At 67.7% G+C, this 12,505-nt stretch carries 9 protein-coding genes and 1 pseudogene; 5 read left to right on the top strand and 5 right to left on the bottom strand.

Annotated features, from left to right (window positions below; genetic code table 11):
- The first annotated feature begins 65 nt into the window (after positions 1-65).
- The 3 genes and pseudogenes from E8P82_RS00460 (at position 66) to E8P82_RS00450 (ending at position 3,816) form a co-directional block, all read left to right on the top strand.
- Positions 66-1,760: pseudogene (locus E8P82_RS00460) on the top strand (ABC transporter substrate-binding protein).
- A gap of 113 nt (positions 1,761-1,873) precedes the next feature.
- Positions 1,874-2,878 (top strand): ABC transporter permease, encoded by a 1,005-nt coding sequence (locus E8P82_RS00455; protein ID WP_136452528.1) that lies wholly within the window; start codon positions 1,874-1,876, stop codon positions 2,876-2,878.
- Positions 2,879-2,931: 53 nt separating this feature from the next.
- Positions 2,932-3,816, top strand: coding sequence for an ABC transporter permease (locus tag E8P82_RS00450; protein WP_425455973.1), 885 nt, complete (start codon positions 2,932-2,934; stop codon positions 3,814-3,816).
- A gap of 50 nt (positions 3,817-3,866) precedes the next feature.
- On the opposite strand, the gene E8P82_RS00445 is transcribed toward E8P82_RS00450, so the two are convergent.
- The 4 genes from E8P82_RS00445 to E8P82_RS00430 all read right to left on the bottom strand — a co-directional run bounded on the left by E8P82_RS00445 (position 3,867) and on the right by E8P82_RS00430 (position 8,278).
- The gene (locus tag E8P82_RS00445) at positions 3,867-5,726 is read right to left on the bottom strand and encodes a dipeptide ABC transporter ATP-binding protein (RefSeq protein ID WP_136452526.1); all 1,860 of its coding nucleotides are present in this window, start codon (positions 5,724-5,726) and stop codon (positions 3,867-3,869) included.
- A gap of 64 nt (positions 5,727-5,790) precedes the next feature.
- On the bottom strand, positions 5,791-6,273 hold the full coding sequence (gene aroQ / locus E8P82_RS00440; protein WP_136452525.1) for a type II 3-dehydroquinate dehydratase: 483 nt from the start codon (positions 6,271-6,273) through the stop codon (positions 5,791-5,793).
- Positions 6,274-6,280: 7 nt separating this feature from the next.
- The gene (locus E8P82_RS00435) at positions 6,281-7,612 is read right to left on the bottom strand and encodes an MFS transporter (protein WP_246020860.1); all 1,332 of its coding nucleotides are present in this window, start codon (positions 7,610-7,612) and stop codon (positions 6,281-6,283) included.
- An 87-nt stretch (positions 7,613-7,699) separates the two neighbouring features.
- Positions 7,700-8,278, bottom strand: a complete 579-nt coding sequence (locus E8P82_RS00430) for a TetR/AcrR family transcriptional regulator (RefSeq protein ID WP_136452523.1) — start codon at positions 8,276-8,278, stop codon at positions 7,700-7,702.
- Positions 8,279-8,376: 98 nt separating this feature from the next.
- Here E8P82_RS00430 and E8P82_RS00425 point away from each other — a divergent pair, with 98 nt between their 5' ends.
- A complete protein-coding gene (locus tag E8P82_RS00425) occupies positions 8,377-8,799 on the top strand; it encodes an organic hydroperoxide resistance protein (RefSeq protein ID WP_136452522.1) in 423 nt (140 codons plus the stop codon).
- A gap of 65 nt (positions 8,800-8,864) precedes the next feature.
- On the opposite strand, the gene acs is transcribed toward E8P82_RS00425, so the two are convergent.
- Positions 8,865-10,823: an acetate--CoA ligase gene (gene acs, locus E8P82_RS00420; protein ID WP_136452521.1), complete on the bottom strand. Its 1,959-nt coding sequence runs from the start codon at positions 10,821-10,823 to the stop codon at positions 8,865-8,867.
- 344 nt (positions 10,824-11,167) lie between these two features.
- On the opposite strand from acs, the gene E8P82_RS00415 reads away from it, so the two are divergent.
- The gene (locus E8P82_RS00415; protein WP_136452520.1) at positions 11,168-12,490 is read left to right on the top strand and encodes a hypothetical protein; all 1,323 of its coding nucleotides are present in this window, start codon (positions 11,168-11,170) and stop codon (positions 12,488-12,490) included.
- The last annotated feature ends 15 nt before the right edge of the window (positions 12,491-12,505 follow it).

Below are 12,505 nucleotides of genomic sequence, written 5' to 3'. Positions count from 1 at the left end.
GCGTCGAGATCATCAGGGACGACGCTGATCGCGGAGTCCGCCACTCGTCCATCAGGGAGTACAACATGTCCAAACGAGTCAGCTCCGTGCGCGGCGCGGGGATCGCGAGAAAACGCGCTGCGCTCACCGCCGGGATCTCCGTCGCTGCGCTGCTGCTCACCGGGTGCGTGCAGAGCGAACGCGAGGATGACGCCGGAGCCGACGGCGACTCGGCCGTGGACTCGACCTTCGTCTTCGCGGCGTCGTCGGATCCGAAGTCGCTCGACCCCGCCTTCGCCAGCGATGGGGAGTCGTTCCGCGTCAGCCGACAGATCTTCGAGGGCCTCGTCGGGGTGGAGCCGGGCACTGCCGATCCCGCTCCGCTGCTCGCCGAGTCCTGGGAGACCGCGGAGGACGGGATGTCCACCGTCTTCCAGCTCAAGGAGGGCGTGACCTTCCACGACGGCACCCCGTTCAACGCCGACGCCGTCTGCTTCAACTTCGACCGCTGGTACAACTGGACCGGGATCCAGCAGGCCGAGACCACCTCGTACTACTACGGCTCGCTGTTCCGCGGCTTCGCCGACGATCCCGAGGACGCGGTCTACGAGTCCTGCGAGGCCAACGGGGACAGCGAGGTCACCATCAATCTCGCGAAGCCGTTCGCCGGCTTCATCCCGGCGCTGTCGCTGCCCGCCTTCGCCATGTAGAGCCCGACGGCACTCGAGGAGTACTCCGCCGACGACATCGGGGGCACCGCCGAGGCACCCTCGCTCAGCGAGTACGCCCTCGAGCATCCAGTGGGAACGGGACCGTTCACGTTCGATTCCTGGAACGTAGGGCAGCAGCTCGAACTGTCCATCTACGACGACTACTGGGGCGACAAGGGCCAGATCACCAACACGATCTTCCGGATCATCGACGACCCGCAGGCTCGACGGCAGGCCCTCGAGGCCGGGACGATCGACGGCTATGACCTCGTGGCCCCCGCCGACACGCAGTCCCTGGCGGACGCCGGCTACAACATCGTGTCCCGCGCGCCCTTCACCATCCTCTACCTGGGCATGAACCAGGCCGTGCCGGAGCTGGCGGATCCGCTGGTCCGCCAGGCGATCTCCCACGCGATCGACAAGCAGGCTCTGGTGGACCAGACATTGCCAGAGGGCACGGAGGTCGCCACGCAGTTCATCCCCGAGGTGGTGGACGGCTACAACGAGGACATCACCACGTACGACTTCGATCCTGATCGTGCGAGGGAACTGCTCACCGAGGCCGGGTACCCAGACGGCTTCGAGGTCACGTTCAACTACCCGACGAACGTCTCGCGGCCCTACATGCCCACGCCCGAGCAGGTCTTCACCAATCTGCAGGCCCAGCTCGGCGATGTGGGCATCACCGTGACACCGGCACCTGCGGCCTGGTCGCCCGACTACCTGAACCAGGTGCAGGGCACGGAGGACCACGGCCTGCACCTGCTCGGGTGGACCGGCGACTACAACGACACCGACAACTTCATCGGCGTCTTCTTCGGGCAGGAGAAGCTGGAGTTCGGCTTCGACAACCCCGAGCTGTTCACGGCGCTCGAGGACGCGCGCGCCGTCAGCGACCGCGACGAGCAGACCGAGCTGTACCAGGAGATCAACGAGCAGATCGCCGAGTTCAACCCCGCCGTCCCGCTCGCCCACCCCGCCCCGTCGCTGGCCTTCGCGCCGCGCGTCACCTCCTACCCGGCGAGCCCCGTCAACGACGAGGTCTTCACCGAGATCGAGCTGAGCGAGTAAGAATGGTCCGACGCGGTCCGGTCACCTCATCCCGGTGACCGGACCGCGCTGCGCCGGCCCTGTCCGAGTCGGCAGAGTCCGTGCCAGCAGATCAACCCGGAAGGATCCCGCGAGTGCTGCGCGTCATCGGTAAGCGGATAGCCCTGCTCATCCCCACCCTCTTCGGTCTGTCCGTCCTGCTCTTCCTGTGGGTCCGCAGCCTTCCCGGCGGCCCTGCCACCGCACTTCTCGGGGAGAAGGCGACGCCCGAGGCCGTCGCGCGCGTGAACGAGCTGTACGGCTTCGATCGCCCGCTGATCGTGCAGTACTTCACGTACATCGGCAAGCTCCTGCAGGGTGACTTCGGCGTCTCCATCAGCACCGGACGGCCCGTGCTCGAGGAGTTCGCCACCCGCTTCCCGGCAACACTGGAGCTCACGATCGTCGCCCTGATCTTCGCGATCGGCGTCGGCATCCCACTCGGCTACCTCGCAGCCCGCCACTACGGCCGGCTCGTGGACCACGGCTCGGTGGTGCTCAGCCTGATCGGGATCACGGTGCCGGTGTTCTTCCTGGCGTTCATCCTCAAGTACCTCTTCGCCATCCAGTGGTCGCTCCTGCCTCCCGACGGCCGGCAGAATCCACGCATCAATGCCACGCACTACACCGACTTCTACGTGCTGGACGGCCTGCTGACAGGCGAGTACGACGCCGCATGGGACGCCTTCCTGCACCTCATCCTGCCGGGTCTGGCGCTGGGCACCATCCCGCTCGCCATCATCGTGCGGATCACGCGCGCCTCGGTCCTGGAGGTCCAGAACGCGGACTTCGTGAGGACGGCGCGTGCCAAGGGACTCATGGAGCGCACCATCCGCGGCAGCTTCATCCTGCGCAACGCGATGCTTCCGGTGATCACGACGATCGGTCTGCAGCTGGGTCTGCTCATCTCCGGGGCCGTGCTGACCGAGACGGTCTTCGCCTTCAACGGCATCGGACGATTCCTCCGCGACGCGATCTTCGGGCTCGACTATCCCGTGCTGCAGGGCTTCATCATCTTCATCGCCATCCTCTACGCACTGATCAATCTGATCGTCGATCTGTCCTACTCCGTCATCGACCCGAGGGTGCGTGTGCAGTGAGTACCATTCTTCCCCCGGCAGCGGCCGGTTCCGACGCACCGAACGATCCCGCCATCGACACGGGGCGTGGAGCAGGTCTGTGGCGCAGTGCCTTCATCCGGTTGCGGCGTAATCCGCAGGCGATCACGGGCGCCGTCATCATCGGCGTGTTCCTGCTCGTGGCACTGTTCGCACCTCTGCTGGCTCCATACGGGGGCAACGACCTTCCGGGGCGTACCGAGATCACCCCCACCAGCATCCCGGGGCCGGGGGACATCGACGGCTTCCCGCTCGGCCTCGACCGCTTCGGTGGGGACGTGCTCAGCAAGCTCATCTGGGGTGCGCAGGCGTCACTGCTGATCGGTGTGGTCTCGACCGCGCTCGGACTGGCGGGTGGCATGCTGCTCGGCGTCCTGGCGGGCGGCTTCGGCGGGTGGGTGGACAGCCTGATCATGCGCTTCGTCGACATCCTGCTGTCCATCCCGAATCTGCTGCTCGCCGTCAGCATCGCCGCGGTGCTCGGTCAGAGCTCCTACGCGATCATGATCGCCATCGGCGTCTCGCAGATCCCCATCTTCGCGCGCCTCCTGCGCTCCACCATGCTGTCCCAGCGCGGAGCCGACTACATCCTCGCCGCGCAAACCCTCGGGCTGAGCCGACGGACGATCACCATGAGCCACCTGCTGCCCAACAGCATGGGCCCGGTGATCGTCCAGGCGACCCTGACACTGGCCACGGCGGTGATCGATGCGGCCGCGCTGTCCTTCCTCGGACTCGGCGGCGGACTCCCGCAGACCGCGGAGTGGGGGCGGATGCTCACCTACGCGCAGGCCGAACTGGGGGTGGCACCGCAACTGGCGTTCCTGCCCGGCGCGTGCATTGCGATCACCGCGCTGGGGTTCACGCTGCTGGGCGAGTCCCTGCGTGAGGCACTTGACCCGAAGACCCGGACGAAGTAGCGGGCGCCGGCGCCGGCGCTGCGTCCTGCCGCTCAGCCGTACCACGACGCTTACGAGGCGAGGTCCTCGTCGATCTCGAGCTCGTTGCCGGGGATGGAGGCCAGGAGCCTCCGGGTATAGGGGTGGCGCGGGTTCTGGAAGACCTCCTCCGAGCTGGCCGCCTCCACCAGCTCTCCGTCCTTCATCACGCAGACGTAGTCCGAGATGAGGCGCACCACCGCGAGATCGTGCGAGATGAACAGGTAGCTCAGGCCCAGTTCCGACTGCAGGTCACCGAGGAGTTCGAGGATCTGCGCCTGTACCAGGACATCGAGCGCGGACACCGGTTCGTCACACACGATCAGTTCGGGCTGCAGGGCGAGCGCGCGGGCGATCGCCACGCGCTGCCGCTGACCCCCCGAGAGTTCCGCGGGGTACCTCCGGAGGGCATTGTGTGGAAGGGAGACCTGGTCCATCAGCTCACGGACCCGCGCGGTGCGTTCCTTCCGCGACCCGCGCTTGTAGGTGTTCAGGGGCTCCTCGACGATCCGCTCGATCGTGAACATGGGATTCAGCGAGGAGTAGGGGTCCTGGAAGATGGGCTGCACGCGCTGGCGGAAGTCGTTGAGCTGGGCCTTGTCGAGTGCGGCGACATCCATACCGTCGAACATCATGGAGCCCGACGTCGGTTCGATGAGCTTCAGCAGCATACGCGCCGTAGTGGTCTTGCCCGAGCCGGACTCGCCCACGATGGCGACGGTCTGCCCGCGCGGTACATCGAGGGTGACGTCCTTCACCGCGTAGAAGTCGTCCTTGCTGCCCCTGCGCCTGTAGACCTTCGTGAGATCCCGGATCTCCACGATGTTCGCGGGGGCAGAGGACTGCTCCTGCCCGGCTGCGACAGGCCGCTCCGACGACGACGCAGCGTGCGACCCGGTGCCGGATGTCCCGACGCCGGGCACGCCGGTCCCGCCTCCATGCTGCGGACCGTGCGCGGACTCGTGTCCGGCCTCATGCCCGGCGAAGGCCTCCTCGGCCAGCTTCTGGCGCGTGGCGGTATCGACGGTGAACGCGCCGGGGCGCAGGCGCACGGCAGCCACACTCGGGGCGGCGCGGACGAGCGACTGCGTGTACGGGTGCTGCGGATCGTTGAGCAACTGCTCGGCGGGTCCGGCCTCCACGACGCGTCCGCGGTGCATGACCACGAGCTGGGAGGCACGCTCGGCGGCCAGCCCGAGGTCGTGGGTGATGAGCAGCACCGACGTGCCCAGCTGTTCCGTCATGGAATCGATCTGGTCGAGGATGGTGCGCTGCACCGTCACGTCCAGCGCGCTCGTCGGTTCATCGGCGATCAGCAGGCGAGGCTGGCAGGCCAGCCCGATCGCGATGAGGGCACGCTGACGCATGCCGCCGGAGAACTCGTGGGGATACTGTTTGGCTCGCTCACCGGCGTCGGGCAGTCCCGCCGCGGTCAGCACCTCGATGACCCGCTGCTTGACGTTCTTCCTGGTCGCCATGCCATGGACGAGCAGGGTCTCACCGACCTGCGTACCGATCTTCGTCACGGGGTTGAGGTTGGACATCGGGTCCTGCGGCACCAGGCCGATCGCCCGGCCACGGATGGCGCGCATCTTCGCCTCGGGCAGGTGCGCGAGGTCCTGGCCCTCGAACATGATGCTGCCGCTGACGACCTCACCGTTGGTGGGCAGCAGACCGATGCAGGCCATCGCCGTCGTGGACTTACCCGATCCGGACTCCCCGACGATGGCGAGGGCGCTGCCGCGCGGAAGCGAGAAACTGGCGTTCTCCACCGCCTTGACCTCGCCGTGGGTCGTCCGGAATCTCACCTCGAGGTCGCGCACCTCGAGCAGCGGCGCGTCCGGGTTCTCTGACTGGTCGGCCGTGCTGCCGGTGGGGGTGATGTCCGTCATACCACCATGGTGCCCTATCGTCGCTCCCACCGGTGCGTCCCGCGTGCGTCACGGGGAACGTGGCTCACCCCGTCGTCGGCGTTCTTCCGTCAGGACGGTCTGTGCGCAATTGCCGGGCGAGGTGGTCCACTGCGAGCCGGTATCCGTCCACCCCGGCGCCGACGATCACGGCGTCCGCCACCGCCGAGATGAACGAGTGGTGCCGGAACTCCTCGCGCCGGTGCACGTTGCTGATGTGGACCTCGACGACCGGCAGATCCACACCGGCGAGAGCGTCCCGGACCGCGATCGACGTGTGGGTGAGGGCTCCGGCGTTGATCACGATTCCGTCCGCCGTCGTCCTCGCCGCGTGGATCGCGTCGATGATCTCGCCCTCGTGGTTGGACTGCATCGTTGTCGTTGCACAGCCCTGCGCCCTGGCGGCGTCGGAAGCGAGGCGGACGACGTCGTCGAGCGTCTCCGTGCCGTAGACGTCCGGTTCCCTGCTACCGAGCAGATTCAGGTTCGGGCCGTTGATCACGAGGATGCTGGGCGTGCGGGGGCTCATGCCCCCACTATGCCGCACGGGTAGGGACGTGCGCGGGAGCCGCCGTTCGCGAGCGCAGGGACACGGCGCCCAGCGCGCCGATGAGGGTCACGAGACTCATCACGGCCAGGACGACGCCGGGGTGCCACCAGGCGCCGTCGGTCGCGATGCCGAAGCTCTGCGTGATGGACGGCGCGAAGCCGGCGATGATCGCGGCGATGCTGTACGCGAAGGACAGGGCCGTGAAGGCCGTCGCGGGTTCGAAGATGTCGGCCATGAGCCCGCCGAGTGCTGCCCAGCTGGCCGTGGGGAGGATGCCACCGAGGATGATCGCGGCGATGTACACCGGCTCGGTCGCGATACTGATCACCCAGTACAGCGGGAAGGCGATCAGTGCCGTGCCGAGGGCGCCTCCGGCGACCACCTTCGCCGAGCCGATGCGCACCGCGAGATAGCCGAACGCGGGAATGGTGATCAGCTGCAGGACGGAGCCGACCAGGGCGGCGTTCAGCACAGTCTCGCGGGACAGGCCGAGGGTGTCGGTGCCGTAGGCCTGCGTGTACGTCACCAGCAGGAAGTAGGACCCGACGCCGAGGACCGCCGAGGCGATGGCCACGAGGATGGCGACGGGCTGGGATTTCAGGACCTCGAGGAAGGGCACCCGGGCGAGAGCACGGGCCTGACTGGTGGAGCGGAAGACGGGGGTCTCGTCGATCGCCACCCGCAGGTAGATCGCGATGGCGAGGAACGGGAAGGCGAGCAGGAACGGGATACGCCAGCCCCAGGTGGTCATGGCCTCGGGCGCGGCGATGGTTAAGACCAGGAAGACGGCGGAGACCAGCATGGTGCCCACGGGGGAGCCGAGCTGGGGGATCGACGCGTACAGGGCACGCTTGCGCGGGTCGGAGTGCTCCGTGGCGATCAGGATGGACCCACCCCACTCGCCTCCCAGGGACAGGCCCTGCAGCAACCGGAGCACCGTGAGGATGATCGGCGCCCATATACCGATGGCGGCGTAGTCGGGCAGCAGGCCCACCGTGCCGGTCGCCAGCCCCATGACCGTGATGGTCAGGATCAGGGTGCGTTTCCGACCGATCCGATCCCCGAGGTGACCGAAGATGATGGCGCCGAGCGGGCGGGCCACGAATCCCATCGCGAAGACCAGGAAGGCCGAGAGGGTCCCGGCGAGCGGATCCTGCTCGGCGAAGAAGACGGTGTTGAACACGAGAGCGGCCGCGGTGCCGAAGACGTAGAAGTCGTAGGACTCGAGGGACGTACCGACGAAGGAGGCGCCGGCGACACGGCGCGCCGTGCGCGGGGTGGAAGCGGGAGGCTGGGGCTGCTGGATCGTTGAGGGCACGCTGATATTGTCCTCGCGCCCCCGGTGTGGGGCCATCTTTCAGGACCAACGTCACATGCGGAGCCCCATCCCAGCGGGGAGCGCCGATCAGTCGGCAGGTGAAGCACTCAGATGGGCCGCGAGGATCGTCCGCCCCGACGGAACCAGCACATCGGCCAGGGAGTCGGGGTCATCCAGGAAGCCGGAGACCATGGCTCCGTCGCGCAGCATGATCAGTTGGCGGGCCACGGAGTCGGGATCGTCCACGCCGAGTTCGGTGACCAGTTCCGTGACCACCTCGCGCAGCCAGGAGCGGTACCGTCCGACGGCGGAAGCCACCAGGTGACCTGCCAGAGGGTACTCGGCAGCAGCGTTGTTGAAGACGCAGCCGCGAAACCCCGGCCGGCACGCGGCGCTCTGATTGACCTCTGCCAGCTGGAGCAACGTCCGGCACGCGGTAGCGCCCGCGGCCCGAGCCTCTGCTACACCGGCTTGCAGTTGACACAGGTGGGCATCGAGGTACGCCACCACGAGGTGGTCCTTCGTGGGGAAGTGACGGTAGAACGTGACCTTGGTGGTTCCGGCGGCGGCGATGATCCGATCGGCGCTGACCGCTCGGATGCTGGTCGTCTCGAAGAGGTCGGATGCTGAGGCGAGGATGCGCTCGCGGACCGGCAGGGAAGTCATCGTCCTCCTCGGACGGATTTGATAGCGGTAGAGTTACTAGTTAGTCTACCAAGAGCACCGGGGGCCGACAGACTCCCATGACGGAAGGATCGATGCTCATGAGCGCTCTCTACACGGCAGTTGCAACGGCTACCGGCGACGGACGCAACGGCGAGGCACGCAGCGACGACGGACAGCTCGTCGTCGATCTGGCCGTTCCCAAGGAGATGGGGGGCGCAGGTGGCGCCACGAACCCGGAGCAGCTCTTCGCCGTCGGCTATGCGGCCTGCTTCCACAGCGCGCTGAAGGTCGTCGCCAGGCGCAGCAAGGCGAAGATCAGCGACTCCGCAGTGACCGCGGAAGTCGGGGTCAACCCCACTGACGCGGGTGGATTCCAGCTCTCCGTCGCACTCCACGCAGAGATCGGCGGGGTGGACCAGGAAACCGCGGACGAGCTCGTGGAGCAGGCGCATCAGGTGTGCCCGTACTCCAACGCCACGCGCGGCAACATCGAGGTCACCGTCGACGCCACGGTCGGCTGATTCTCCTCCTGTGACTGCACGAAGGGCCCCCGCTGGTGCGGGGGCCCTTCGTGTCCGCGCCAGCCCTACTTCCGCAGCGAGGCGGAGATCTGTTGCATGATGCTCGGATCCGACAGGGTCGACGAATCGCCGACCTCCCTGCCCTCGGCGACATCCTTGAGCAGCCGGCGGATGATCTTCCCGCTCCGGGTCTTCGGCAGCTCTGGCACCACCAGGATGTTCCGCGGCTTGGCGATCGGGCCGATCTCCTTACCGACATGGTTCCGCAGGGTCGCCACGATGTCGTCGTCGTCCTTCGCCGAACCACGCAGGATCACGAAGGCGACCACCGCCTCGCCCGTGGTCTCGTCGGTCGCGCCGACGACGGCGGCCTCCGCCACGGACGGATGGCTGACCAGTGCCGACTCGATCTCGGTGGTCGAGAGGCGGTGGCCGGAGATGTTCATGACGTCGTCCACCCGGCCCAGCAGCCAGAGATCGCCGTCCTCGTCCTTCTTCGCGCCGTCACCGGCGAAGTACATCGTGTCGAAACGGGACCAGTAGGTGTCCTTGAAGCGCTCCGGATCACCCCAGATGCCCCGGAGCATCGCGGGCCAGGGCTCGCGGACGACCAGATAGCCGCCCGAACCGGCCGGCACGGACTCGCCCATCTCGTCGACCACGTCGACGGCGATCCCGGGCACGGCGACCTGCGCCGACCCCGGCTTGGTCGAGGTCACACCGGGCATCGGCGCGATCATGTGGGCGCCGGTCTCGGTCTGCCACCAGGTGTCGACGACGGGGGCACTGCCGCCTCCGATGACCTGCCGGTACCACATCCACGCCTCGGGATTGATGGGCTCGCCGACGGAGCCGAGCACGCGGATGGAGGAGAGATCGTACTTCTGCGGGATGTCGCGGCCCCACTTCATGAATGTGCGGATCGCCGTCGGCGCGGTGTACAGGATGGAGACCTTGTACTTCTCGACGAGCTCCCACCACCGCCCCTGGTGCGGGGTGTCCGGTGTCCCCTCGTACATGAGCTGCGTGGCGCCGTTGACGAGCGGGGCGTAGGTGACATAGCTGTGACCGGTGACCCAGCCGATGTCCGCGGTGCACCAGAAGACGTCGGTCTCCGGCCGGAGATCGAACGTGTTCAGGTGCGTGAAGGCCGTCTGCGTGAGATAGCCGCCGGTTGTGTGGAGGATACCCTTCGGCTTTCCGGTGGTGCCCGAGGTGTACAGGATGAACAGCGGATGCTCGGAGTCGTGGGCCACCGCCGTGTGCTCGTCGGAGGCACTGTCGACGACGTCGTGCCACCACGTGTCGCGCCCCTCGGTCCACTCGACCGGTTCGTTGTTGCGGCGGACGACGACGACGCTCGTGACGGTGTGGCCCTCCTGCTCGAGGGCGCCGTCGACGGCGGGTTTCAGGGCGCTGGGCTTGCCGCGGCGGTAGGTGCCGTCCGCGGTCACCACGAGCTTGGCCTCGGCGTCGTCGATGCGGCTGCGGAGGGCATCGGCGGAGAAACCGCCGAAGACCACGGAGTGCACCGCCCCGATCCTGGCGCACGCGAGCATGGTGATGACCGCCTCCGGGATCATCGGCAGGTACACGGCCACGCGATCGCCCTTCTGCACGCCGAGGGACTCGAAGGCGTTGGCGGCCTTCTTCACCTCCTGCGTCAGCTGCGCGTAGGTGATGGTCCGGGTGTCGCCGGGCTCGCCCTCGAAGTGGATGGCCACACGATCACCCCGGCCGGCCTCGACGTGCCGGTCGAGGGCGTTGTACGCGGCGTTGAGCGTCCCGCCGACGAACCACTTCGCGAACGGCGCGTCCGACCAGTCGAGTGTCCGGGTGAAGTCCTGCTCCCAGGTGAGCAGCCCCCGCGCCTGCGTGGCCCAGAACTCCGCGCCCTTCTCGTTCGCGTCGTCGTACAGGGACGGCTGCGCGACGGCGTTCGCCGCGAACTCCTCACTCGGCGGGAAGCGACGGTTCTCGTGCAGCAGGTTCTCGAAGGCGTCGCCTTGGTGCTCGGCGTTCATGGTCTTCCCCTTTGGTGACGTGTGACGTTTCGCTGGTGTTGGTCCTGGCTGGTGTTCGTCCTGCCGGACAGGGCGTTCGGTGGTACGACGATACGCCGCACTCCCCGCTCTCCTGAGGAACACTAGCGATTCCTTCCCGCTGATGTGTGCCCCGGCTCACATGACAGGGCCGAAGTGCCATGATCGTGCGGCGAGCGGCACCGGTTCCACAGCCGCGGCCATGGAACTGCGTGGGCATCGTGTGGTGGAGAAGGCGGTGGGCGGTGACTAGGGTGGATGCAGGAGACCGACGCCGGTTTTCGCGGCGGGCCGGCGACAAGACGTGCAATGAACGGGAGTACACCATGAGCCAGACATCCAGGGGGACGCAGGACGGCTTCGCGGAGGACGACGCCGACTCTCAGGAGCGCAGGTCCACCGGGCCGAGCAAGGCACTTCTCGGTCCCTTCACGCTGCGCGAGGTCGTGTTCGGCGGTGGGGTGCTCCTCGTGTTCATCGGGACGTTGCTGCCCTTCATCAACGGCGTGCTCGGCTACGTCAACTTCTGGAACACCGTGCCCCTGTTCTTCGTCGGGATCGGCATCCTTGTTCCCGTGGCGGCGTGCGCACTCCTCGCCGCACGGCGCATGGGCAAGTCCGGGCTGCGCGTCGGGTCCCTGTCGGTCGATCAGTTCGCGTCCGTCGCCGCGGTGCTCGCCGCGGCCTTCTTCTTCCTGCAGACCGCCACCCTCTTCGGCCCCGGGCCACTGGTGGCGCTCATCGGATCGCTGGCGCTGCTCGCGGCGACCATCTTCGGACCCTTCCTGCCCGTAATCAGGAACGACTTCCTCGAGCGGCCCGAGGTGCCTGCCCATCGGCTCGCACGACCCATCACGCAGGCCCGGCCACGTCCGGCGAAGCCTTCCCTCGAGTCCTCGGCTCCCTCGGCCGAGCCCGTGATCGATGCCTCACCCGAGTTCTTCAGCACGTCCTCCGCCGTCCGGGATTCCGGCGCGACAGTGTCGGGTCCGCGTCCCGACGTGGAGCGGATCAATCCTGCAGCCGCTCCGGTCCACCAGAACGGCGCCGGTCTGTACGGGGCAGCGGGAGCCGGGGCGGTGGGTGCCGGAGAGGCGACCGCAGGGCAGTCCGGGATCGACCCTGACGAGGCTGGTGGCTACCGGGCCAGTGACTATCAGGCCAGTGACTACCAGGACGGCACCGAACCGTCCGACGGCAGTGTGAGGAGCCGCGCGGACGGAGCCCACGCGGTGACATCGCGTTCGCAGCAGGACGACGACGACGTCAGCTTGGCCGACGAGCGCACGGCGGACACCTCGACGACCGGCGCCTCGAGCTCGTCGTCCGAGGAGGCACCGGCTGCTCGCCAGGCAGCCGGCGACGCCACGGATGCTCCTGCCCGGCGGACGGAGCGCAGGGAGACGATCACCGCGACCCGCTCAGCGCAGGACGAAGAGCCTGTCGTGGAGGCGTTCTGGTTCGCCGTCGGGTCTCCGCGCCCGGTGGTGGACGAGCAGAGCGGCCAGGAGCTCTTCGTCCTCGAGCCCGGTGACTGGGAAGTGGGCATCGAGGACAGGGGCAGCGAGTTCCTGGTCCAGGACAAGCGCTCCGGGATGGTCGGCATCCTGCAGGACCTGCGCAACATCGAGCGCGCTCCCCGCGACTGAATGTCGGCCGGCCCG

Source organism: Arthrobacter echini (assembly GCF_004803505.1).
Classification (GTDB): Bacteria; Actinomycetota; Actinomycetes; order Actinomycetales; family Micrococcaceae; genus Arthrobacter_D; species Arthrobacter_D echini.
The sequence above is the reverse complement of the archived record's forward strand: the minus strand, read 5'-3'. Positions and strand labels throughout refer to the sequence as shown.